The sequence below is a fragment of the Halalkalibacter sp. HAAS-P013 genome (genome assembly GCF_056619925.1).
In genome coordinates, this window is record NZ_JBWQTU010000011.1 from 128579 (window position 1) to 152326 (window position 23748).

General features: G+C 37.5%; 20 protein-coding genes. 1 reads left to right on the top strand and 19 read right to left on the bottom strand.

Features of this window, described 5'->3' with window-relative positions; all coding sequences use genetic code 11:
• Positions 1–17: 17 nt before the first annotated feature.
• The 9 genes from AC1FXP_RS15380 to AC1FXP_RS15420 all read right to left on the bottom strand — a co-directional run bounded on the left by AC1FXP_RS15380 (position 18) and on the right by AC1FXP_RS15420 (position 8357).
• The gene (locus tag AC1FXP_RS15380; protein ID WP_480062856.1) at positions 18–224 is read right to left on the bottom strand and encodes a hypothetical protein; all 207 of its coding nucleotides are present in this window, start codon (positions 222–224) and stop codon (positions 18–20) included.
• Positions 225–354: 130 nt separating this feature from the next.
• Positions 355–2070 carry a thiol reductant ABC exporter subunit CydC gene (cydC, locus tag AC1FXP_RS15385; protein WP_480062857.1) on the bottom strand — a complete coding sequence of 572 codons (1716 nt, stop codon included), beginning with the start codon at positions 2068–2070 and terminating at the stop codon, positions 355–357.
• Positions 2067–3785, bottom strand: a complete 1719-nt coding sequence (cydD, locus tag AC1FXP_RS15390; RefSeq protein WP_480062858.1) for a thiol reductant ABC exporter subunit CydD — start codon at positions 3783–3785, stop codon at positions 2067–2069. The genes cydC and cydD overlap by 4 nt, the downstream gene beginning before the upstream one ends.
• 3 nt (positions 3786–3788) lie before the next feature.
• Positions 3789–3890 carry a cytochrome bd oxidase small subunit CydS family protein gene (gene cydS, locus AC1FXP_RS15395; protein ID WP_420842499.1) on the bottom strand — a complete coding sequence of 34 codons (102 nt, stop codon included), beginning with the start codon at positions 3888–3890 and terminating at the stop codon, positions 3789–3791.
• A 14-nt stretch (positions 3891–3904) separates the two neighbouring features.
• The gene (locus AC1FXP_RS15400; protein ID WP_480062859.1) at positions 3905–4918 is read right to left on the bottom strand and encodes a cytochrome d ubiquinol oxidase subunit II; all 1014 of its coding nucleotides are present in this window, start codon (positions 4916–4918) and stop codon (positions 3905–3907) included.
• The gene (locus AC1FXP_RS15405; protein ID WP_480062860.1) at positions 4915–6255 is read right to left on the bottom strand and encodes a cytochrome ubiquinol oxidase subunit I; all 1341 of its coding nucleotides are present in this window, start codon (positions 6253–6255) and stop codon (positions 4915–4917) included. The genes AC1FXP_RS15400 and AC1FXP_RS15405 overlap by 4 nt, the downstream gene beginning before the upstream one ends.
• Before the next feature lie 184 nt (positions 6256–6439).
• A complete protein-coding gene (locus AC1FXP_RS15410; RefSeq protein WP_480062861.1) occupies positions 6440–6817 on the bottom strand; it encodes a hypothetical protein in 378 nt (125 codons plus the stop codon).
• Between the two features lie 175 nt (positions 6818–6992).
• The gene (truA, locus tag AC1FXP_RS15415) at positions 6993–7727 is read right to left on the bottom strand and encodes a tRNA pseudouridine(38-40) synthase TruA (protein WP_480062863.1); all 735 of its coding nucleotides are present in this window, start codon (positions 7725–7727) and stop codon (positions 6993–6995) included.
• A 66-nt stretch (positions 7728–7793) separates the two neighbouring features.
• A complete protein-coding gene (locus tag AC1FXP_RS15420) occupies positions 7794–8357 on the bottom strand; it encodes a glycerol-3-phosphate acyltransferase (protein ID WP_480062865.1) in 564 nt (187 codons plus the stop codon).
• Between the two features lie 447 nt (positions 8358–8804).
• Here AC1FXP_RS15420 and AC1FXP_RS15425 point away from each other — a divergent pair, with 447 nt between their 5' ends.
• Positions 8805–10466, top strand: a complete 1662-nt coding sequence (locus tag AC1FXP_RS15425) for a glutamine--tRNA ligase/YqeY domain fusion protein (RefSeq protein WP_480062867.1) — start codon at positions 8805–8807, stop codon at positions 10464–10466.
• A 574-nt stretch (positions 10467–11040) separates the two neighbouring features.
• On the opposite strand, the gene AC1FXP_RS15430 is transcribed toward AC1FXP_RS15425, so the two are convergent.
• From AC1FXP_RS15430 to AC1FXP_RS15475, 10 genes are all read right to left on the bottom strand, one after another.
• A complete protein-coding gene (locus AC1FXP_RS15430) occupies positions 11041–11943 on the bottom strand; it encodes an AEC family transporter (protein WP_480062869.1) in 903 nt (300 codons plus the stop codon).
• A 42-nt stretch (positions 11944–11985) separates the two neighbouring features.
• Positions 11986–13419 (bottom strand): aldehyde dehydrogenase family protein, encoded by a 1434-nt coding sequence (locus tag AC1FXP_RS15435; RefSeq protein WP_480062871.1) that lies wholly within the window; start codon positions 13417–13419, stop codon positions 11986–11988.
• A gap of 174 nt (positions 13420–13593) precedes the next feature.
• On the bottom strand, positions 13594–14484 hold the full coding sequence (locus AC1FXP_RS15440; protein ID WP_480062873.1) for a class II fructose-bisphosphate aldolase: 891 nt from the start codon (positions 14482–14484) through the stop codon (positions 13594–13596).
• Between the two features lie 18 nt (positions 14485–14502).
• Entirely contained in the window at positions 14503–15234 is a 732-nt protein-coding gene (locus tag AC1FXP_RS15445) for a GntR family transcriptional regulator (RefSeq protein ID WP_480062875.1), read from the bottom strand.
• Positions 15221–16387: a diphosphate--fructose-6-phosphate 1-phosphotransferase gene (locus AC1FXP_RS15450; RefSeq protein ID WP_480062877.1), complete on the bottom strand. Its 1167-nt coding sequence runs from the start codon at positions 16385–16387 to the stop codon at positions 15221–15223. Before AC1FXP_RS15450 ends, AC1FXP_RS15445 begins: the two co-directional genes overlap by 14 nt.
• A 639-nt stretch (positions 16388–17026) precedes the next feature.
• Positions 17027–18148 carry a M24 family metallopeptidase gene (locus AC1FXP_RS15455; protein ID WP_480062879.1) on the bottom strand — a complete coding sequence of 374 codons (1122 nt, stop codon included), beginning with the start codon at positions 18146–18148 and terminating at the stop codon, positions 17027–17029.
• A 12-nt stretch (positions 18149–18160) separates the two neighbouring features.
• Positions 18161–19501, bottom strand: coding sequence for a hypothetical protein (locus AC1FXP_RS15460; protein ID WP_480062881.1), 1341 nt, complete (start codon positions 19499–19501; stop codon positions 18161–18163).
• A 208-nt stretch (positions 19502–19709) separates the two neighbouring features.
• Positions 19710–21692: an alpha-glucosidase gene (locus tag AC1FXP_RS15465; RefSeq protein ID WP_480062883.1), complete on the bottom strand. Its 1983-nt coding sequence runs from the start codon at positions 21690–21692 to the stop codon at positions 19710–19712.
• 47 nt (positions 21693–21739) lie between these two features.
• Positions 21740–23263, bottom strand: a complete 1524-nt coding sequence (locus AC1FXP_RS15470) for a tripartite tricarboxylate transporter permease (protein WP_480062885.1) — start codon at positions 23261–23263, stop codon at positions 21740–21742.
• A 3-nt stretch (positions 23264–23266) separates the two neighbouring features.
• Entirely contained in the window at positions 23267–23719 is a 453-nt protein-coding gene (locus AC1FXP_RS15475) for a tripartite tricarboxylate transporter TctB family protein (protein ID WP_480062887.1), read from the bottom strand.
• Positions 23720–23748 lie beyond the last annotated feature (29 nt).

A 23748-nucleotide genomic window follows, 5' to 3' on the forward strand; every position in this document is an offset into this window, starting at 1 on the left:
TCCGTCCACCCCCTCTCCTAGTTTTGATTTTGATTCTTCTCTTTTGTTAAAATCTTCTTCCTTTGCTTCTGATTCTCTTCTTTCATCCAAGGAAGCTTTAATAGTTCATTGATCTTTGTAATTCCATATTGAAAAGCATAAATAAACACCATCATTCCTATCGCTGTCAAAAGTACTCCTCTTTGAGGCATAAAATCAAAAATTCCATCTACAATTTCTTCCATTTCATCACCCATAATTTAATTGAGTTGGTTTTTTTAGCTTTCGCGTTCTTTATGTAAAATATGTTTCATTTTTACATAAACAAAAAGAGAAGCAGAAAATCCTGTTACAGATTCTGCTTCTCTTATACTTTTACTGCAATACGCTATTTTCAATCTGCTTCAATTGATGAAAATACCCTTTGGACTTCATTAGTTCTGAAAAGCTCCCCACTTCAATGACTTTCCCTTGGTCCATGACAATAATTTGATTCATCTTCTCTAGTCCACTGAGGCGGTGACTAACTAAGATGACTGTGTCCTTTTTCGCCTGATTAAAAAGAAGCTCATATAGATAATGTTCCGTCCATGAATCTAAGGAAGAAGTTGGTTCGTCAAGAAGCCATAAATTGCCCTTCTTTGCAACGGCACGAGCCATTGCCAGTCTCTGCTTTTCACCGCCAGATAAGTTTTGGCCTTTTTCCATCACCTCATCTGTAAGCTTCAGATGAGGTAATTGAACATCAGCTAATAATTGTTGTAATTGTTTATCTGTCCAATCACTATTGGATAATAATAAGTTGTCTTTAACCGTACCATAAAAAAAATGATTTTCCTGAAGGATCACTTTTGCCTTCTCCCAGATCATTTCTTGTTCAACCTGACTTATAGGGGTATCACTCAGTAATATCTCTCCCGCTGACTCATACTGCTTAAGGATAAGCTTCAGTAATGTTGATTTTCCCGATCCACTCGGTCCAACAATCGCTGTCTTTGAACCAGAAGGAAAGCTTAGCGTGACGTCCGTTAACGTATTGCGATGGTCTCCAGGAAAGGAAAAGCTTACCCCCTTACATTTAATGGAAGGAACAGTTTGAAAACCTTGATTCCCTTCCGTAGATCGTAAGCCTTTTTGATTACCCTGAGCGGCAACCGAATATAACCTACTAGCCGCTCTCTCACTTTCATCATAATGTACGGGAAACAACGCCATTGGCACCGAATGCTCAAAGACAATAAAACTAATCATGACAAGCATCGCTAAAAAAAGACCATCTAACTCGCCCCTGGCAACTAAAAACGCGCTAACTGCAAGCACAAACCAAGAGACAAGTAAAGAAACAGCCATATTCATTGACTGATAGGAAATGGACTGAATCCCCGCTCGTTCTTGCTCGTTAATATAACGATTCGAAGTACTTACAAGATGTTGTTCTTTCTCTTGAAGCTTTTGGTGAATTTTTAACTCTCGGAAACCATAAAACCATTCAGCGACATCCGTAGATAACTGTGCTCGTTCTTCGAGAATTCGGTTGCTTACTTTTTTTTGCTTCTGTGCAAACAATAACGGGATTACAAGCGCGGTCAAAATAAGACCAACAATTAAACAAAGAGCGACCCAGATCGAGTAAAAAGAAACGAACAAGATGGTACTTAAGAACACTAATGCCATCACAATCGGTGGGTATAGGACACGCAAGAAGAAGTTTTGGAGACTTTCCACATCTCCTACAACACGCGCTAGCAAATCACCACTGCGATATTTCTGATACAAAGGCGAACCGATTTGCTCAAGTTTTTCATAAAAATATACTCGCAAATCACTCAGCATCGTAAATGTTGCCCTATGTGAGTAATAGCGTTCGGCATAACGGCTAAGTGCTCGTATAAAGCTTCCAATTTTGACCACAGCGACCATGGCAATTAGGACATACATTGGGGGCTCTAGAGCAGCTTGCGAGATTAAATACCCGTTCGCCGCAAATAATCCAACTGCTGTTATACCAGCTAAAAATCCAAATAAAATGGAGAGAACGACGTCTTTCTTTTCCTGGATCATGTGTTTAACGATATGGGTAAGCTCACTCATTTCTGCTCCTCCTTCCCTTGCATACTAAATAAGTTACGATAATACTCAGATGCAGCCAAAAGTTCGTCATGTGTCCCCTCTGCAACCATCTTCCCTTGATCTAGCAACAAAATATGATCTGCATGCTTAATCGTCTGTACTCGGTGCGCGACAGTAATAACGAGTGACACTTTTGTCAATTCCTGAATCGAATCTTGAAGATGTTGCTCTGTCCGTAAATCTAAACCTGACGTTGGCTCATCAAATAAGATAACAGATGGCTTTTTTAAAAAGGCACGAGCAAGAGCAATTCGCTGCTTCTCGCCTCCTGAAAGTCCTCTTCCTCCTTCACCAATGGCCGTATCATACCCGTTAGGCAGAGAATCTATTAAATCAGTGAGCCCAGCTTCGGCCTTTGCCTTTTCTATCTCTTCTTTCGTTGCCTCAACTCCAAGAGAAATGTTTTCGGCAATCGTTCCTGCAAACAAGTAAGGGTGTTGGGTTATATAGCTGATATGCGAAAACCAGTCCTGCTCTTTATATTCAGTTAGGTTATGCTCATTGACCACTAGACCACCAGATACAGTAGGCAGCAGTCCAGCAATCACGTTTAATAGCGTCGTCTTGCCTGATCCACTCTTTCCAACTATCGCTATTTGACCTTTTGTTGAAAGCTCTGCCTGTATCCCTTTTAGCCTAAAGTCAGTAGACTCGTATTTAACTTCTAAATTGTTCAACTTAATTGCTAGCGGCTTCTCTAATGACTTAGTCCCCCACTTCGTTTCGTTCTCTTCACTTTTTAATTCCTGCTCAATCTTTTCTGCTGCTCCTGTACTACTTCGCCCCGAATGAAAGGCACTTCCTAATTCCTTAAGCGAATTAAAGAATTCAGGAACTAACAACAAAATGAAAAAGGCTGTAAAAAAGTTAATTTGATTAAAAACAACGAGACGTAAGCCAAGCTCTAGTGCTACAAGTCCAATGCTCAACATTGAAATAAACTCAAGCATTAAAGAAGAAGTAAACGCTACTTTTAAAATCCCCATCGTCGTATCACGAAAATCGAGACTGCTTTTTCGAATGACTTCTTTGTAGTGCTTTGATCGACCATATAGCTTTAAGCTTTCGAGTCCTTGAATCGTATCAAGAAAACGTCCAGAAAAAGCTTTTAGGCTATCAAGCTTTTCTTCTGACTTTCGTTGTGTCATACCGCCAACAATAGCCATAAATAGCGGAATAAACGGGGCGGTCACCAAAATAATAAGACCAGAATAAAAGTGTTGGCTAAACACCACGATTAAGATCATAAGTGGGACCATCGTCGTTAGGATCTTTTGCGGAACATACTTGCTAAAAAAACTGTCTAATTCATCAACCGCATCCAACATCACACTCATTTTTGAGCCCGACTGCCCTCGCGTGGATGCCATAATCGAGCGACTCCCATATGACTGTAACAGACGTTCTCGATATTTTTGCTTTATTCTCGCTGCCATTTCCACCCCGATCTTGCCACTTAAATAAGATAAAGATGCCCTAACAAGTAGGACACCTAATAACACAAATAACAACGGTAGAGTTTGATCAAACGTTTGTTTATTTATAAATAGGTCATCAACAATGGAAACAATCAAGTACGCTTGAGATATCACAACGATCCCCAGAGACACCGCAATGATATACAATGCGTAATAGCGCCCTTTCTCAGCTGATGCTAGCTTCTGAAGTGACTTCATCGATTAGTCCTCATACTTCGTGCTTTTATTTGCTACGAAAAAGGAAATAACCATGGCTAGCACAGCAACAAGAAGCGGTGCGTAAAACAACAAAAAGTTGTGCATTTTTTACTTCCTCCTTATTTGCCACTTTGAATATATGGCTTATTCATAATAAACAATTTAAACACTAGATAGAGCGACGGTATTAAAAGCATCAAACCTAAAATAAACACTGTGATAAGCGCATATGCCATCGTTTCGTTTGTAAAGCTATCATAGATCGTTAAGTGTGGATACAGTAAATACGGATACCTTGATACGCCATAAGCATAAAAGGCTAACGCAAACTGAAGCACAACGAAAATAAATGACCATCCGTAGTTTCTCGTCTTTAAGAGCCATAAACTGAGCAAGAAACAAATAAACGACAAAGCAAAAAGCCACCAAAGTGAAACGAGTCCTTCAAAGTGAGCTGGGTTATGCCATCTCATCTCAATAATAATCCCTAAAGCCGTCACAATCGTCGGGAAGCTCCAAATCCATGTGTACTTCTTAAATAGCTTCAAAGCCTTTTTATCCTGAGCAACAGATGAATAGTAAGCTAAGAAACTAGCTGAAATAAACAACACACTTACAAGGCTCAATACAACAATTGACCAAGCAAACGGACTAGTAAATAAGGCAATATAATCTAGTTCAATTCGTCCAGTTGCCGTTTCACGAATGAATCCTCCTTGTGAGACAATTAATGCCGTCGAAAGTGATGCCGGGATTAGGACACCGGTCACTCCGTACATAAGTGTGTAACCGACATGTCCTTTTGTCCCATATGTTCCGAATGCATAATAACTTCCACGAAGTGCAAGCAAAATGATCGAAATGCTTATCGGAATTAAAAGCACTGTACCAAAGTAATAAGCTGTCTGTGGGAAAAATCCTATCATCCCAACAAAGAAGAATACAAGAAAGACATTCGTAATTTCCCAAACAGGCGATAAATATCGCTGGATGACTGTATTAACAATATGATGTTTCCTTGTAACGATCGTCGAGGCATTAAAGAATCCAGCACCGAAATCAATCGATGCTACGATGACATAGCCAAATAGGAACAACCATAATACCGATATTCCTATCACCTCAATTGTCATTTCGCAACACTCCTTTGTTCATCTGTAAGCTTTTCGAGTTCTCGCTCTACTGGATTCTTTTTAAACATCCGTGTTAACACAACAGCTGTACCAACCATAAGAATAATATAAAGAATCGCAAACGCAATAAACATTACCCATACATATGGCGAATCAGTTGCTCCTTCTGCCGTAGTCATAAATCCACGCATAATCCAAGGCTGACGTCCAACTTCAGTGAACCACCAGCCTGCTTCAATCGCAATCATCGCTAGAGGACCGGATGCAACAAGAAGGATGCGGAATAAACGCGTCTTAATAACAGCCCATCCACGCCAGAGAGCTAGCCAATAAAACAGTGATAATACCGTTAACCAAATTCCAATCGTCACCATAATGTCAAAGAAATAATGGACGACTAATGGCGGGTGATATTCTTCGGGAATATCATTTAACCCTGTAACGACTCCAAAAGGATTACTGTGGACAAGAATACTGAGAGCATACGGAATTCGAATCGCATATTTTACTTCATTTGTTTCTGTTAATACACCGTATAGAACGAGAGGAGCCTCTCCCTCTGTTTCAAAATGCCATTCAGCAGCAGCTAGTTTTTCTGGCTGATACTCAGCTAAAAACTTCCCTGATAAATCACCGACAAGTGCTGTTGCTATGGAAAAGATAAGGGCAACTTTCATCGTTAAAGCTAAGGCTTTACGGTGATACTCATGACGGTTTCCTTTCAACAAGTGATACGCTGCAATAGAGGCTAAGACAAACGCTGTTGTCATATACGCTGATGTCAACACATGTGCCACTTTCGTAGGCATCGCTGGATTAAACATCGCAACAAGCGGCTGAATATTAGTTAATTGTCCATCAACTAACGTGAACCCTTGTGGTGTATTCATAAAAGCATTCACTGACGTAATAAATAGTGCCGACATGGCCGACCCTAATACTACTGGAGCTAGTAAATAAAAATGACGCTTCGGGTTTTTGAATCGATCCCATGTATACAAATAAATCCCGAGGAAGATCGCTTCAAAGAAAAACGCGAATGTCTCCATAAATAGTGGGAGCGCGACAAGCTGCCCCGCAAACTCCATAAACCGTGGCCATAATAGAGCTAATTGCAAAGCAATCGCTGTCCCTGTTACGACACCTACAGCAACAGTTATGACATAACCACGAGCCCAACGTTTTGCTAATAAAAGATAATGCTCATCCTGCTTTTTTAAACCTAGCCAATGAGCAATAGTTATCATAATCGGAACACCGACACCGAGTGTGGCAAAAATAACATGCACAGACAATGTCAGCATCGTTAAATATCGACTAAATTCAACTGAATCCATCTTTCTCCTCCTCTTCTCTAATGTGAAGATATTGTTATTGTATAAGCAAAATGTATGTGAACTACATCACAAATTGAACAATTTCGTTACAGAAGAGTGATGAATTTTTGACAATTACGTACCGGAGCATAGAAAACAACCTTAAGACCTGGATCTTAAGGTTGTTCTTACGGACTTTTACTAGCTAGCTTGCCGAATACTCTTTCTTCTCTTTTTTTATACCGTATACTAATAGAATTATCCCGACGACAACTAAAATCGGTTCAATAATGTCAGCTTCTGGTCCATGTGTCAATCGATGAAGTTCGAAAATCCAATGAATAACGACAATATCAAAACTAGCAAAAAATCCTGAGGCAGCTATTACACCATGAAAGAAAGAGGACGAAAATATTTTTGCACATACAATATAAAAGACAACTGTCACTCCCCCGGCAAATAGCAAGGCACCGATGCGTTCTCCAGTTGTCGTAGCCGCAAAGCCAAAAGCATTCACATTGTCTGTATGAAAGAGCCAGTCTGTATATAATACGCCGATTAGAAAGCCTATTAACCTACTCATCTATGCTCTCCTTTACGTTTTTCTACTAATAACTTGTACGTTATTGCTTTGTTTTATACTTAGCGCCGAAAACTATGCTATTTTGAGAGATTTCTAAGACTGTCTACAAAAGAGAAAAACGGTGCGAAGATATAAGCGCTGCACCGTTTTTCCTTTATTTCTCCTTCATACATAATTAATACCCAATATTCTCTAAATACAACCCATTTGCATCAGCAAAGCCCGCTAAGCTCCGATCATTCGACTCCAAAATCGTTTTTACCTCTTCAGGCTGCACTTCGCCTAATCCAACATGGATCAACGTTCCTACCATTTTTCTAACCATATTATAAAGAAAGCCGTTCCCTCGAATTCTAATATTGATGAACCCAGCCTCTTCCTCAATCGTAATGGAATAAATATGTCGTACCATCGATTTTTTCTTTGACTTAGCATTAGAAAAAGCTGTGAAATCATGTTCACCGACAAAATAATGAGCTGCTTTCCTCACTTTTTCTACATCAAGCTTCTTTTCAACATGCAAACTATGTTTTCGCATAAAAGGATTTGGATAGCTTTCATTCCAAATTTTATACAAATACGTTTTATCCTTAGCATTGTATCTAGCGTGAAAACGGTCATGGACAGAAGAAACGTCTGTAACACTTATATCCTGCGGCAAATAGCGGTTCAAATAATTTTGGATTTCAGATTCTGCCATCTTTTCAATTAGCTTAACATTTGCTACTTGAGCGAGTGCATGTACACCTGCATCTGTTCTACTAGAACCAATAATTTCGATGTTTCTCCCTACCATTTCAGATAAGACATTTTCGATTTTTCCTTGTATCGTATTTTCCGTATTACCAAGACGCTGCCAGCCTTTATACCTAGCTCCATCATATTGGACGGTTAACTTGTAATTATTCATTTATTATCTCCTTCAAATACCCGTAACGTTCCTATTCTATTGTCTCCCTTTTTCAAGCATCTATATTCACGCTTTACTCCCTCGAGCCCATTTCATGTTTTCATTATGTTTTAAAAGCATAAACAAGACAATTAGAAAAGCTGAGACAACTGCCATTTTTTCCTCATAGCCTATATATTGGTACGGAACAACCAGAATCGCAGCAACTCCCGTTAATAAGATGTACTTTTTAAACGCTAATCCTAGTAACCAAAGTACGCCAATAAAAAGCAAAGCCACCGGTTCTGTCGCTAAAAAGATTCCTAAGCTAGTAGCAATGCCTTTGCCGCCCGTGAAATTTAAAAAGATAGATTTCAGATTTCCAATAATGACACATAAAGCAATGACCATCGTTTGACCACCATTAAAAAATTGTGCAGCAAACGCAACCATCAAGAACGCTTTACTCACGTCACCAATTAAGACTAAGAAAGCCATTTTCTTGCCTAAATTTAAATAGACATTGCTTGCGCCTATATTTTTTGTACCTACTGCTTGAATGTCTATGCCATTAAGTTTAGCTACTATTTTTCCAGTTGGAATTGAACCAATAACGTAAGCGATCACACAGAACATTAGAAACAACATCATTCAAATACCTCTTTTCCAATATTCATTTCTACTATTCTAGTATAAACGAAGTCGGCGTTATCGGATATAATCTTTATCAAAGATGAAAGACTTGCCAATTTTCGTGACAATATAGTCAGATCACTTTAACTGCTTTTTATGTTCTATTTCCCTTAGTAAAGGACACAAAATCCACTGTTTCCGTATTTTATGTCCTTTTACTTCTCGATAACTACACGAATTCTCCTGCTAACTTCTTTCAGGTCCTTTTCCTCTCAGCTAAAGAACTCCATAGGTCACTCCATTAAATTTCATGTTTTATTTGTCTTACCTGCTTAACTCCCCCATTAAACAAGCTCTAATAAACGATCGTTTGTTCAAACAATGACTTGTGATACAATATTGTCTATTACATGTGTATTATGGAAAAAATATAATACACAATACTTACACGAAAGGGTGATAAATATGGAACATAATTCTTCTAACTTTATTAGAAATATCATAAAAGAAGACTTAGATTCAGGTAAGCGAAACCATGTGATTACTCGTTTTCCACCAGAACCTAATGGATACTTACATATCGGCCATGCCAAATCGATCGTTATTAACTTTGATTTAGCAGATGAATTCAATGGAAAAACGAACTTACGCTTTGATGATACCAACCCGTTGAAGGAAGACTCAGAGTATGTTCATGCAATTAAAGAGGATGTTACATGGCTTGGCTATGATTGGGATGGATTATTCTTTGCTTCTGATTATTTTCAAGAAATGTACGAAAGAGCTGTCCTTCTTATAAAGAAGAGAAAAGCATATGTCGACGATTTATCCCCAGAGGAAATCCGAGAATACCGTGGTACGTTAACAGAGCCAGGTAAGGATAGCCCTTATCGCGATCGTTCTATTGAGGAAAACTTAGACTTATTCGAACGTATGCGTAAAGGTGAGTTTGGAAACGGTGAAAAAGTATTACGAGCAAAGATTGATATGAGTTCTCCTAATATTAACTTACGTGATCCAGTTATTTACCGGATCTCTCACGCAGCACATCATAACACGGGAGACCAATGGTGTATTTATCCGATGTATGCATTTGCACATCCATTAGAGGATGCCATTGAGGATGTCACCCATTCTATTTGTACAACGGAATTTGAAGACCAACGGCCACTTTATAACTGGATTGTAGAAGAATGTGAAATGGAGAACACACCACAACAAATTGAGTTCGGTCGTTTAAACATCACAAATGCTGTTATGAGTAAGCGTAAGTTAAAACAGCTAGTCGATGAAGGGTTTGTTGATGGATGGGATGATCCACGCATGCCAACGATTTCAGGTTTACGAAGAAGAGGATACACACCAGAGGCCGTCCGTACGTTTGTACGTGAAACAGGTGTATCAAAAGGGTCTGGTCATGTAGACTCTCAAATGTTGGACTACTTTGTACGAGAAGATTTAAAAATGAAAGCACCTCGTACAATGGGGATCCTTCGTCCATTAAAAGTAGTGATTACAAACTATCCAGAGGGCCAAGTAGAAATGCTTGATGCGGAAATCAACCCTGAGAATCCAGAAATGGGCACAAGGCAAATTCCATTCTCAAGAGAAATTTATATTGAACAAGAGGATTTCATGGAAAATCCACCAAAGAAATACTTCCGTCTCTTCCCTGGTAACGAGGTTCGCCTAAAACATGCTTACTTCATCAAATGTGAAGATGTCATTAAAGATGAAGACGGTAATGTCGTAGAAATCCATTGTACGTATGATCCGGAAACGAAGAGCGGTACAGGTTTCACTGGTCGTAAAGTAAAAGGAACCTTACACTGGGTGGACGCAACACAAGCTGTACCAGCTGAGTTCCGGTTATATGAACCATTACTTTCCACTGATGACCCAGAAGAGTTAGAAGAGGAAACAGAAAAAACATTCCTAGATCAAGTTAATCCTAACTCTTTAGAAATATTAAAAGGATTTGTTGAGCCAAACATGAAGGATGTTTCTGCACAAGATAAGTTTCAATTTTTTAGACATGGGTACTTTAATGTCGATCCAAAGGAAACAACCAAAGATAACCTTGTGTTTAACTTAATTGTTTCATTGAAGAGTTCATTTAAACTATAAATAACTGCTAAAAGGAAGTGTCTCAAAAGGTCTATTTTTGACCTTGAGACACCCCCGAAGCAATGAGCGGAATCGCTACATCTTTTAATAGCCTTGAGAGGAGTGGGTTACACACTCACGGCGCGTAGCGAATGGAGCCATTGCCACCTCTGTTCCGGACTTTTGGGACAGCCCCTTTTCTTCTAACAAATAAGTACAATACATTGCAGAAAACACCTTTTATATAGTATCAAAGGTGTTTTCTTGCAAGTATTTAATAAAAATAAAATGGTCAATCAATTGAGCTCACTCTAAATAGCCGAGTTACTAGGCCCACCAAATTTCCTAAATACCGACCAACAGATCAGTGCTGGTAAAAAGGCAAATGCTGTATCTGTTAAAACAGATTAACTGTCTAATAAAACGCCATATTGATAATTACTCTTTACTATATTTCCCATTTTTACTCTGAATGCTGGAAATACCTGCTGTTGATCAAACTAGATCTTTTCCACTCCACTTTTAACAATGAAAAAAAGTCTCATTAACTAATTTCATTAATGAGACTCTTAAAATACCAAAATAAGTTCTATAACTATAAAACGATGAAAAAAATGATAGGTAAAGTAGCTAAACTTAACGTTGTACTCACCAGTGTTGCACTAGAGACAAAATCTGGTTCTGTATTGAACTGTAAAGCATACATCGTAGTATTGGCTGCTGTAGGCATAGCAGCCATGATGATCATTATTTGCTTTACCATTTCATCGACAGGTAAAAATAATGTAATGAAATATGCAATAATTGGCGAAATGGCTAATTTAGTAATAAGTGAGAGAGAAACTTTTTCTCTCTCAAGTTTTTCAACTGAAATTTTGGCTAACTGCATTCCTAATACAAGCATTACAGTAGGAATTGCTGCATTGGCAATCATGTCGACTGCTTGGGTTAGAGAATGACTCATTCTAACGTTTAGCGCTTGAAGTATGAATCCTAAGATTCCTCCATAAATCATCGGCATTCGTTGCACTGCCCTAATTGCAGACCGAATACCATCTCCTTCATCGCTACCTTTCGCTGCATAATATACACCTACTGTACACATAACAATCTGTTGAATGACCATTAGAATAATTGCATAATCAAGACCAGCTGCTCCAAACAACAATAGCACTACTGGAGTACCGTAATTTCCATTATTCATAAATGAAGATGCTAAAATCATCCCACATGTTTCTTTAACGCAGTATTTACGAAAAAACGCAATAATATATACAACCACTATTAAAGCAAAACAAAGTACAAATGTGTATAATGTCATATATAAATAAGTCAAATCAAATTCTGTTGTATAAAAGGTCCGAAATACTAGTACAGGAGACATTAAGTATAGAGCCATTGCTGAAATTGACTTAGTATCGAACCCAAATTTTTTTTGACCCAAAAAACCGAGAGTAAATATACCAAAAATCGGTATAAGATAAAGGAAGAAATTCACTTATCCACCTTCATTCTAAAAATATCTTTTTAATAACATTTTTTATAAATTCATTACAATAATTCGTTCTTCTGTCATTTCCTCAATCGCATACCTAGGACCTTCCTTACCATTCCCACTGTTTTTCACTCCACCATATGGCATGTGGTCTACACGGTAAGCAGAAGCATCGTTTACAATTAATCCTCCTACTTCTGTTTCACGTGCTGCTTTCATTGCAAATTGTAAATTATTCGTAAATAGACCTGCTTGTAACCCATAGTCTGAATCGTTTACCTTAGCAATAACTTCATCGGTTTCCTTATACGTTGCTACTGAAACCACTGGACCAAATACTTCTTGACGACAGACTTTCATATTATCATTTACATTAACAAGAATAGTAGGCTCATAAAGCGCTCCATTACGTTTTCCACCTAAAGCAATAGTAGCTCCTTGTTCAACAGCTTCGTTTACCCAACTTTCAACACGCTCAGCTTCACTAATACGGATCATAGGTCCAATATCTGTTGATTCGTCTGAAGGATCACCTACTACAAGTTTTTCAGTGTTTTTCTTTAATAGTCCAATAAATTGTTCAAGAATATCTTCTTGAACATATACACGTTGTACAGAAATACAAACTTGACCGGCATTATTAAAGCTTTTTTGAGCAATTAATGATGCTGCTTGTTCTAAATTCGCATCATTGTGTACGATTGTCGCAGAGTTATTTCCTAATTCTAATGCCACTTTTCGTAACCCAGCTTTTGAACGAAGGTATTCACCTACACGAGGGCTTCCAGTAAAAGTGAACATATTTACATCCTTGTTTTCTAACAGCCATTCTCCTATCTGAGCACCTTCTCCTGTTAATACTTGTAAACGCCCTTTTGGTAAGCCTGCCTCTTCCATTAAATTTGCTAACATTAGGGCACAAATTGGCGTTACTTCAGCCGGTTTTAATATAACGCTATTCCCTGCTGCTAATGCAGGTCCAATTTTATGACAAACCAAATTTACCGGAACATTAAACGGTGTAATCGCAGCAATAACTCCAACTGGTACACGAATGGTAAAAGCCATTCTGTTTTCAGAACCCGGTGCGGATTCTACTGGAACCCCTTCTCCATGAATTCTCTTAGCTTCTTCAGCTGAAATAACCAATGTTTGAGCTGCGCGTTCGATTTCTCCTCGAGATTCACGAATTGGTTTTCCTACTTCTAAAGCTAGTACCTGCGCAAATTCTTCACGACGTTCTAATAATAAATTTGCTGCTTTCATTAATACTTCATATCTTTCATATGGTGAAAATGAAATTTTCAATGCACCTTTAGCACCTTGTACGGCTTTATCAATGTGATCTTTTTCCGCTACTGAAATGCTAGCGATTGATTCTTGGTTATATTTATTTAAAACTTCCATCGTTTCAATCGTTTTTTCCCATTTCCCGTTAATATATAATCCATATTGTTTCCCAGCGACTGTTATTGCCATATTCTCACTCCTCAAATTTATTCTATCTCATAAGTTCGATAGTATAGTTTTATTTTTCACTACAGAATTTTGTAATAGTAAACTCTAGTTGTCTCTTAGATCTCTTCACGCACAAGGATAGAAGTCCGACCTAACATTGTTATATAGAGCCACCCAAAAGATTATAACAATACATCATAACATCACGATGTTTTTACTTTCAGAAAAACTATTAGCTTTACCTTCACTACCAAACACACGAATCTTTTCTTTTACTTTTTCTTTCATCTTATTCTTCCCTGCACCAAGGGAATCAGCAACGACAATTCCTTCTGGATTTTCTGCCCAGTACTCTTGAACACCTCTTGTAAATGCTTGACGAAGTTCTGTGTCTACATTAATTTTCGCAACGCCAAGTTCTATAGCACGCTGAACTTGCTCATCGGGTACATCAGAACCACCGTGAAGTACGATTGGGCGTCGAACTGCTTTTGAAATCTCATCAAGTCGATCCAAACGAAGGTTAGGTGTTGCCTTATAAATACCATGCGCTGTTCCAATTGAAATAGCTAAATAATCAACATCTGTAGCCTCTACAAATGACACTGCTTCTTCGACACTTGTGATAAGGGCATCTTTTTCGTCAACTGTAATATCATCTTCGGTTCCACCAATCTTTCCAATTTCCCCTTCAGAACCTATACCAAGAGATTTTGCAGTTTCGCTAACAATCCTCATAATTCTTGAATTCTCATCAAACTCAAGGGCTGAACCATCAAACATCACTGATTGGAAACCTAGTTGAATCGCTCGGGATGTTTGTTCTAAAGATCGACTGTGATCTAAGTGAATGGCAACCGGAACTTGAACCTCTCCCGCGTAATAGTCTATTAATTGTTTCATGGGTTCCATACCTATCGTTTGAATGACCTTCTGGCCAACTTGAATCATAATTGGCGCATTCATTTCTTCTGCCGCTTCGATAATTGCCATAATTGTTTCGGCGTTATGAGCACTAAAAGCCCCAACACCATATTGGTTTTCATACGCATGCTCTAACATTACTTTACCACTAATAAATCCCATCAAAATTCCCCCTAAAATTTATCTTTTTAACTGAATATCATATTGATATTGGTCACTTCTATATTTAGTTATTGTATATTCAATAGGCTTTTTGTTTAGTCCGTAACTCAATCTAGTCATCTGTAACATGGCTTCTCCAGGTCGACTCGATAGCAGATCGGCCTCTATAATCGTAGCATTAATCGCTGTAATGCTCTCTGAAGCTTCATTAAGATAGTAATTATGTTTTTCTAAAATGTCGTAGTATCTTGCTTCATTAAGATCATACTTCATTAAGATTTCACCAATTTCTTTTGGCCAACAAGTTCTCTCTAAAGCAACTGGAACTGAATCAGCAAAGCGAATTCGTTCAATGAGTAAGATTTCCTCATCTCCTACATTCAGCATAGATTGTTCATGATAGAGGTCACTTCGGAACTCCGCACGCAATAATTTCGAAAAAATTACTTGCCCCATTTCTATCACTTCTTCTGCAAAACCTTTCAGTCTACCTAAATTACCAGCTAATTTTTGGGGTTTTACAATCGTTCCTTTTCCCTGCTTTTTTTCTAGTAGTCCAGTTTGGACAAGAATTGATATCGCTTCTCTAATTGTTGTACGACTGACGTTAAATTCATCCATCAATTCCTTCTCCGTTGGAATTAGCACATGCTCTTTCCATACCCCACTTCGAATACGTTCAATTAAAATGTCTTTGATCTGCAAGTAAAGCGCACTATCTTTATTAGGCTCAAACTTATGTTTCTGCATAAACATCACCCTTAATTATTGGTGTAGGATAGACCATATGATTCTTTGCTATCAAAGGGCTTAACCACTTGTAATATTTAGGCAGGTCCTTAATAAACTCATCTGGGAGCTTTCTCTCACCTGCAGCAATGACGTCTCTAAGTGGGACATCTATTAAATTCATATGGTTTAGTGAATCTTCTCCTCTATTAAAGCTTACCATAACTCCAGATATATTGTTCTGAAGAAGCTTTGCAGCAAAGGCACCACATTGTTCGGCTTCTTGAAAGTCAATACTAGAGCTACTAAGAGATAAACAGCGTTGATTTATTCCAAGAGTTTCAGCTCGAACATTTACACCCATTTCCTCTTCAATAATACACTTAAGTGTTTCAGCTACACCTCCTAACACTTCTCGACCATTCACTTCTTTTGATCTACTCAGTCCGTTAGGTAGCCTAACCCCTTCACTTACAACTGCTAAACAATAACCATATTTATCGATTGATGATTTAACCACCCCAAGAAACTCTTCTAAGTCGAAAGATTTTTCAGGTAAACCGATATAATGTGGTCCTTCTGACACATGATGTGTAAAAAATCCAGACGCGGCAGCAAGCCAGCCTGAGTTTCGTCCCATTGTTTCTATTATTCTTACTTGCTCAAAATTATTCATGGCCATTAAATCACGGCTGTTATCTACACAAGATTGGGCAACATATGATGCTGCACTCGCAAACCCAGGAGCATGATCTGTTCCACCTAAGTCATTATCTACAGTTTTAGGTATCCCTATGGCTTGAAGCTTATGCTTACTTTCTCGCGCTAATTGTTCAATTTGAGCAAGAGCCGCCATCGTCCCATTTCCACCTATCATCACAAGAACATCCACGTTAAGATCCATTATAGTTTTAAGAGACTTTTTTATTACTGTTTCATCAGAAGGATACCTACCTGATCCTAAGCATGCTCCTGGAATTTTCCTATGTTGAATGATTTGACCATGAAGCGCATTTGTCCCATTAACGATGTTATTATTCGCTAACCCTTCGTACCCATTAACGATGTAAGATATGTGATGAAGGTGGGAGAGTTCCTCAACAAAAGCAGCAAGTGAGGCATTTATTACCGCTGTCGGCCCCCCCGCTTGACCAATCAATATTTTTTTGCGCATATCTCTACCTCCTCGATTGGTTACTCTTGGAAGAATAATTATTCTATCTCTACAACAATAACCAATCTGTACTTCCATTCTCCAAATTACATTTTATTCTTTTAAACTCAGTTTCTTAAAGAGAACCAACAGAGACGAAATATTTGGTCCCTGAATCTTGCACTTTAATTCCCCACCAGAATTGTTGATAATTTACATTGAGTTCAGAATTTAACACTGTTCTATACTTCCAAAACTCCTTTTGATATTACCTCACCCAAATTAACACCACCCACCTATAGATAATGATGTTTAACCAAAGGTCATTACCTTATAAAATTATTATACATTAAATGAAGGCGATTTCAACATATTTTATGGAAGTTTTTCAATAATAAATAAATTCATTTGGTAAATGACATAGCTTCAACTGAACCAAAATGTTCTAAACAGAAGTGACTGCTAAATAGAAGTAACCGTATATCTGATTAAAAAATCATGATATACGGTTACTTGTCATGCGTGCCGTAAAGGTATGTTTATTTTTTTATTCCGAGCTCACGGAGAAAATCTCCAACGGCAAATTGCCGATATTTGTACTAGACCACTTTCAAAAACCACTTATGTGGGCATATGAAAGTTAGAGTTCTTTTTTATCTCTTAATTGTTTACTACATATACCGATGGCACCAGAAACTTTTCGCCATTAATGTCACATGTAACATAGGCATAATTACCGGTATAAGTCATAATATTAATTCCTTCTTCTGTAACTAACACGGTATCTTCACATTTAGATCCTTGAATTGTAGGATTAAAAGCATAAACCTCATTCTGCCTTACCACATGTGTACAACCATAATTTGCTCTCAGTTCTCTAGGGATAAAACCAGTCAATCCACCCTGATGATGTTCTTTGTACTCAAGAGGATATCCTTGTTTTTTGTATTCCATTAAACCTCTTTCGAATACCTTTTCAAGCGTATTACCAACTTTAAGGCCACTTAAAAACGCTGCATTGACCATCGCGCATTTTTCGTGCTTATGTATCATTTCGGCATCATTTTTAAGAAGAACGTCCCTAGAAATAGACACAATTAATCCATTTCTTCTGCCACAAATTCCTACAAGTGCATAATTTTCCAGTCGTTTACCCGCCATAACCGGATGTCTATAGTTATAAGCTCTTTCATCAAAAGCAATTAGAATGGTTATAGGTTCAATATTATGACTCCAAAGTTTGTTAGAAATTTCTCCTGCTAGTTCATAATCACTAACACCCTTCTGAATGTTCATACAAGTTTCTTCAATCAAAACAGCCGTTTCATAACAAAGCTTATTATACTCCTCACGGTCATAAGGTGTCATAATCGAGCGCAATTTAAAGATTTCCGATTCTAACTCTTCTTCTGTTACAAGTTTTAATCCTTCAGTAATTTCCTTTATAATCAACTCTCTCTTTTTAGCCTCATCCCACGGATATCCAATAGGTTCTACAGATGGATGCGAATCTAACTGTTCCTTATATAAACGCATGATCTCAATGTTTTCACTAACTAAGTAAATGCGATCAAGTGTAATAAAGAGGCTACCACATGCAGCAGTTGACGCAAGTCCGATAAACCCTCTTCCTCGAGTGAGGTAACTAAAATTAGCTTGAGATTTAATTTCTACCCCGTCAAAGCCCTTTTCTTTTAGAATACATCTAACCGCGTCTATTTTATTTAAGAAATCCCCTTCTCTTCTCAGAGCGTCCCGATCCGTCTCTTTTAAAATACTCACTTTATTTCCTCCTTAATATTCGCATATTTCAGCATTTAAGAAATTCCCTAAAACGAGTAGTTCTTCTTTTATGTCTTTATACACTACGGTAAAATGTGGTTCCCAACCATCTCTTACACTTTGATTTACTAGATCAATAGAAGGTGTTTCAGTTTTTAATACTAGAGACGTCCCTAAAAATTGCTGTTCTTTATCTAAAATCTCTCCATTTGCAATAAAGAAACGAATTGAACCGTCTGGTTTTCTTCCAACTCTAAAAACAGTAGCTTCTTTAGAAGGTTTCAAGCCAAATTCCATAGTAGGGCCAATTTTTCTATTCGGATGAACGCCAACTTGGGCACCTTTACTTGGATGAGCTAGACTACAAGCAGAGGTTCCACAATGCCAAAAAGTAACCGTATTTTCGTTTTTATCTAACGAAACGGGATCTCCGAAGAAAACACTTTCATTTGACAACTTAATGCCAATTAACATTGAAATCGCACCGTAGGCATCCGCTTCACAAGAAGCCGCAACTAAATTATCATTTAATAGTCCAAGTACCGAACAAACGGGAGTTCCGTAATCTACAAAAAGATCTGGCCAACATCTTGAAGAAATAGCTGAGATATTGTTCTCTTTTACAAAGTCAGAGTAGGCTTTATACAAGCGAACGAAATCATCTCTATTCTGCTGGGGTGTATGATCTAGGTTGACCATCTTACCTTCAGCTTCATTCGATTGGTCTGCACATTCTTCAAGAGTTAGATTTTTTGCGCGTTGCAACAACTCCCTAACTTCTATAGCAACATGCTTCATACCAAAGTAACGAGAAATTTCTGCATCAATGCCTCTTCCAAAACCAAACCCTTGAGGTGTATGACCAATTGAGGCTAATGTCGTTGATCTCAATTCCTTTTTAAGACTTGCCGCTGCCACAACTGCTTTGATTTTATTATGCACTTCTTCATCTGATGGAGAACCCCAAATATATTCGAACCGCTCCTTTCCTAAATGATGCATCAAGTTTCCAGCCGAATATGCCCCTGTCAGCGAGTTTAGTCTCAAACGACCACCATCAATTACAGGCTCCTGTAATGTCCAAAGTAAAACATCAGCATCAATTCTTCTTAAGATTTCAGCTGTATATTCAGAGTTAGCAAATGCATTGTTCTGAAGAATGATTAAATCACATTGCTTATCATCTATGAATTCTACCAAATCTGGAATTGTTAACAACGGAGCGGATGGGCACTCGATGTCCTCAGAAATTTCATTCATTAGTTGTACTGACAATTCAAATTGTTGATTGATACTTTCTTGATGAAATGTAGGTACACCAATCGGTAAATATAAAGCTTTAAAAGTTTTCATAATTCTACTCCTTTGCTGTTTTGCCCCAAGCATTTCTAAATACAGACAAACCGTGTGTAGTAAATGGGTGTTCCATAGCTTCCTTATAGATCTCAAGACCACATGTAACAATATCAGCCCCTGCTACTGCAGCAGCTTTGATTTGCTTTCCATTTCTTAATGCAGCAACAATGGTTTCAGTTTCAAAGTTGTACTAATTTTTATTAATTCATTTTACTATTGAGTCAAACAATGAACTAAAGGATGAATTTTTTCTATAAAAGACAGGAATGTTTCCGAGTTCAGCCGGAATATTTACTGTTCCACCACGATAAGTTTGTTTGCTAAATAGGTGAACCCACTCATCTTCTGGTAAATATACTTCCCATTCAGTAACATTGTCTTTATAAACTGGTGCAACAAGTAAGTCTCTTCCAAATAAGTATTGATAAGCTATATCCAAGCAAGCCTGCTCATCATAATGCATGAACAATGGACGCATAGCTCCGATGCCTTTCGTTGCATTTTCTTCAACTACATGCCTTATATATGGGAGTAATTCTTTTCTCAATTTCGAAAAAATTGCAAATTGCTTTAAGCTCTCTTCACTTTGATCGTATTGAAAGTTCTCATCAGGCCTGTTGCCCTCATGAGTTCTCATATACGGTGTAAACACTGAATACTCAACATATCTTAGCAATAGTTCCTCTGTACGTACGTTGCCAAATAAAGAAGTATATCCGCCTATATCAACATGTGTCAGCCCGTTTCCTAGCAAACCCAATGATATAGCAGCAGGGATCGTTGACGCCAAGCCGTCATGGATGGTGAAGTCCACGCTTTGGTCACCAGCCCACATCAATGTACAATGCTTGGCATTTCCAACGCCGCCAGAACGCATAAAGTATACAACTTCACCAAGTTTTCCACTTTCTTCAACTGCTTCATAATTGCATTTAGCCCAGAGAGCAGGATACTGATTGTGCATTTCTAATCCAGTTTTTCCATTGTAAAACACTGAGTCTACTGGGATATACTCACCAAAGTCTGCCATCCAACCACTGATACCTAAGTCAATCATGTTCGTTCTTATAATCTTCTTATACCATTCCATTGCATCAGGATTTGTGAAATCGATTGTCCCGCAGAAGAATTCTCCGAAATCAGCAATATAAGCTTCTCCCTCTGAATTTTTGATAAAGTATTCATGCTCTAAAGCATAATTAAACATATCAGTTCCTTCTAACAAGTATGGATTTATGTATGCAAGAAAGCGGATATTATCCTCTCTTAATTCCTTTATAAGCTTTTCTAATTCAGGGTAAGTTTCGTCGCTCTTCTCCCATTTCCAAAACAAACGCTTTCCAAACGAAGTTATTTTCTTTCCAACCCAATCCTGACACCATACAGCGTTAACATTAATACCATACTGTTTTGCTTGTTTCACTTTTTCATAGACTGTATCGGTACCACCTTGCATACCAATTGTCACACCGTCTAGTAACCAATCAGGTAACATCGGTTGAGTACCAAAGTGCTCAGTAACAATATCCATAATATTTAGAAAAGAAGTGTCCGATTCAATAAATATGCTGTTTGGTTTGCCCCAGACAGAAATTTGTACAATTTCATCCTCAGAAAAATCAAAATCACTATAGTATGAAGTATCCATGTGAAAAATATATTTCTGGTCTGATATAAAAGTAGGCTGTGGAAAATTAGTATTATAATAGTCACCGCCACCAATACCCATTTGATCAGCTTGGAAACTGATTAAAGATGTTCGGTCACGACCAACTCCAGGTTCAGATGTCCAAATTGGGAAATTACGACCTTTCAGATTTAAGTAAGAAAATTGTTCACCACATCCAAAAAATCTTTCTTCTTTATTAGATTTCAGCATAAAGAAAATTCGGTTAATTCTCTCATCGGTATCTATATTATCAACAACAATGCGATTTTCTTGGATCCTCATTTGTAATGTAACTTTATAATCGCAATTACTGAAAGTTACAAGGTCCCCGTTAAAGTCAACGTTTTTCAGAGCAACTTTTTCAATTATTTTATCTTTGATATCAAAATCGCCGTAATGCTGTTTAACAGTTTCTTTTCCGATACCAACATATATAAAAGGGCAATTTTCATTATGCTCAATGATTGCTACACCATTATTATAAACTGAGAAGTAGTTATCTTTTTTTACAAGCTCCATAATACACCTCGCGATAGAATTCTTTTAAGATCTATTTAACACACTTATCATGATACTTTTGTGACCTGTTCCTCTTGTTCTTTGCTCATTTTTGCAACTCTTTTGTTAACCCTCATAAATGACCATACAAGAATAACTGTCAAAATTAAGATACAAAGACTTATAGGACGTTTGAAGAAAATCAAAAGATCGCCATTATATATAATCATACTGTTAACAAAATTCTGTTCCAAAATCGGTGCTAAGATCATCCCCAACATTATTGGAATTACCGAAATATCTAGTTTAATTAAAAGATAGGTTATTGCTAATAAACCCATCATTAGGATTACTTCGTTTCGAGAACCATTTGCAGCAAAAGCTCCTGCAAAACAGAACGTAATAATCAGTGGTCCTAAATAGCTATATCTCACTTGGACAATTTTTGCCACTTGTCTAGTAAAAATCAAACCGACAACAAAGAGTAAGATGTTTGCAATTATAATACCGAAGATAATAGCATAGGCTACCGTCCCCTGATTGGTGAACATTGTAGGACCGGGAACAATTCCGTGTAAAATAAATGCCCCAAGTAAAATAGCTGTTACACCATCGCCTGGAATTCCTAATGTTAGTAACGGCATCATTGATGTACCAACGACGGTATTATTACTAGATTCCGCAGCTGCAACTCCTTCTAGGCTACCTTTTCCGAATTCCTCTGGATTCTTCGACGTTCGTTTAGCTTCGTTATAAGAAAGAAACTGAGAAACACCCCCACCAACTCCTGGCATTACTCCTATTATTGATGAAATCCCAGTTGATCTTAAAATAGCCGGTAAAATCTTTTTTCTTTCTTTTTTTGTTATACCTTCATTATCAATTTTTGTGATATTACCGTTGTTATCCTTTGAATTAATGTAGTCTGCTGATTTAATCATAACCTGTGCTAGAGCTATAAAGGCGATCATTGCAGGCATGATAGTCAGCCCTTGATATAAAAGCATAGTATCAAAAGAAAATCTTGATACCCCAGTAACAAGGTCAAGTCCAATTACCGAAATAAAAAGACCTAGCAAACCACCTAAAATTCCTTTAAAAAGATTGTCTCCACTTACCCCTGCAATTAATGAAAGACCTAAAATAGCAAGTGCAAAATACTCTGTAGACGTAAAGCCAGAAACCATTTTTGCAATAAATCCTGACGCAAACAGTAGGAGAAAAGCTGCTAATAAACCACCCACTACTGAAGCAAATAAAGAAACATCTAAAGCCTTTTTAACCTTCCCTTTTTTCGCTAACGGATATCCATCAAATGTAGTAGCAATAGCGGCATTAGTTCCAGGTGTATTCAAGAGGATTGCACTAATAGATCCACCATACATGCCACCTACATAAACAGCCAGCAAGGCTATAATTGCCGTTGATGCTGAAGTAAATGAATATGTTAGAGGTAACAACAATATAATTCCAAGCGTAACTGTAAGACCGGGTATACAACCCACAATCATTCCTAAAATTAGCGATGCTAATATAATTAAAATATTGTGTAGTGTTAAAACTTCTTGTAGACCACTTAAAACTACTTCCATGATTTAACCTCCAAATACAGGGAGTGTAATATTAAAAACCTTAGTAAACAGGTAATAGACTCCTATTCCTCCAAATATCGTATATCCGTATATAAACGGTTTTCTTTCACGAAGTATAAAAAGCAAAATAGGTAAAACAACGATAACACTTATGATAAAGCCAAAATTAAGCATGACAATCCCAAACAAAATCATTATCACAAGGGTGATCAGCGAGGCTTTTTCGATTTTAAAGTCAAAAACAATGATATGTTCTTTTTTAAAAACAAGGCTTTGAATTATGAGAGCAATAGAACAGATTAATATTCCATATAAGACGATATACGGGATAATACGCGGACTCGGACCACCGTTATCAATAGCTGGAACAGCTACCTGTGAAGGAACAAGCAAAATAAAAACAATACTAAATATGCCAAAAATAATCCCACTTAATAGATTTGTACGAATTTTCATTTAAAGCCCTCCATATTTTAAAAAAAATA